This is a genomic window from Desulfobacterium sp. N47 (assembly GCF_051233685.1).
Classification (GTDB): domain Bacteria; phylum Desulfobacterota; class Desulfobacteria; order Desulfobacterales; family RPRI01; genus RPRI01.
The window spans coordinates 1-1,877 of record NZ_JBAMMY010000046.1; the positions used below are offsets into that span (position 1 = coordinate 1).

At 40.0% G+C, this 1,877-nt stretch carries 2 protein-coding genes; both read left to right on the plus strand.

Annotated features, from left to right (window positions below; translation table 11 throughout):
- Nucleotides 1–168: 168 nt before the first annotated feature.
- Nucleotides 169–933, plus strand: a complete 765-nt coding sequence (locus tag VXK47_RS02520) for a hypothetical protein (protein ID WP_435547196.1) — start codon at nucleotides 169–171, stop codon at nucleotides 931–933.
- Nucleotides 934–1,016: 83 nt separating this feature from the next.
- Nucleotides 1,017–1,676 (plus strand): hypothetical protein, encoded by a 660-nt coding sequence (locus VXK47_RS02525; RefSeq protein WP_435547197.1) that lies wholly within the window; start codon nucleotides 1,017–1,019, stop codon nucleotides 1,674–1,676.
- Nucleotides 1,677–1,877: the final 201 nt, after the last annotated feature.

The window sequence follows — 1,877 nt, forward strand, 5'->3', positions numbered from 1 at the left end:
TGTCATAAGATATTAAGCGTAAGTCTTGACCCACTTGCGCTGAAGGCGGATATCGTTTTATAACAAATCAATGAACCCAACGCCGAGTAAGTTACGTTTTTTATCCTTGGCCGGCGGCGGCGTGGGTTATTTCCGTCGTTAGCACTAGAAATGGGATCAAAGGAATAAATGAAAACTAGGCCTGAAATGATAGAAAATGCGGCAATGCATTATGCCCCTGTAAATGAATTGGGAGTAGTATTCTTGTTTGCTGAAATAGCTCCAAAATTACGCATACGTATTGAAGCGATCAGGGCCAGCTTTCCTGATTGTATTGCCTATCAGAAGTCAAGTGATGGGAAAGAAGTAGAAATCAAGATCGAATTTGAATACAAAAGCCGCAATTTCCTCACTCACAAACACAATGAAAGAGAATGCGATTGGATCGTATGTTGGGAGCATGACTGGCCAGACTATCCAAGAACCCTCAAAATTCTTGAACTTAGAACTTTTTACGGGAAAGGGCAGAAGTTCTGGATTCAGCCAGTCATCAAGGAGCAGTATGAGTTCCTGGATTCCAAGAAAAAAACGCTTAAATGGGCACTTTCAAAGAGATCAAATGAAGGTGATGTCTTATTAATGTATCGTGCCTCACCTTATAAAGGTATCACAGATATATTCATAAGAGCTGGTGATATTGATCGCGGGCAAGCACTATGGAGAGACGGTGATTGCTATGCTGCCGAAATTTCAAAATTGTGCAAGGTGGATAGTCCAATTTTTTTTGAAGACTTTAAGAATCACCGAATCCTAAAAACAGCTAAATTCATGCGCGTAAACATGCAAGGTAATCATGATGTCACTGAATATTGGCCTTTTATATACCAAATGCTTCTTAGCCGAAATCCCGAACTCATGGATCGTTTAGAGAAGTACAAACCGGAAAATATATAGTGCTAACAACCGCATCAACTCGGACTTGCAATTCCGCTGCGCTCCATTGCCAGCCGGTTATGCGGAGCGTTAGGTGAAACGATATGAACACTTTAATAATACGATCAATTTACAAACATGCCTCATTTGTTATATCGGTCGCTGCAATTGTTATTGCGTTTAGGAGTTGTGTTACTTCAACAGAATCGTTGAATGTTGCACGCGGCGATTACAACAGTAAGAGACATATTGTGCTGATATGTAATCAAGAAAGTCCAAGTAATTCATATGTACTTAGCCCCCATCGACCAGACACTGTAATTATCAATGTCAATGCTGTTTTTCCAAAAGAACTTGAAAAATTTGCGGCAGTGTACGACAGTGGCGGCTTTTTAGAAGTCAAAACCAATAAAAATGGATTAAAGCTTATACAAATTGACTCAAGGAATATAGACACTATTAGAAAAGCCTTCGATAGCCAATTCAGCAAAATTGCTTCTTGGTTTGTGAGTGGGTCTATACCTGTTATTCTGCATACCAGTTATATCATTGAATCTGATAGGATGACAGAAACGGCAATCTATTCTTTGAGCTATACATATGTAATAGAGAAAGGTAAATCTCGTTTAGAATTTGGCCAATTGGAATTTACTAAAAGGCTCATAGGCTATGATGAAAAAGATACGTTTAGAAAAAAGTTTGGTCCATTTAGTAGACAGCCGTATCGCCTAGAGCATCTGGTCGTAGAAGTTCAGGGCGGTTAATCACACCTAACGAGGCGCTACACCGGATCGGCGCGCACGCGCGCCTCCCGGTGAGCTTTTCGTTATAAAACAAAAAATACATAATAAAGGAAAACCAAAATGTTCAAAACGTCTATATGCCCTCATTGTCATAAGATATTAAGCGTAAGTCTTGACCCACTTGCGCTGAAGGCGGATATCGTTTCAGAATTTTTGAAGGCC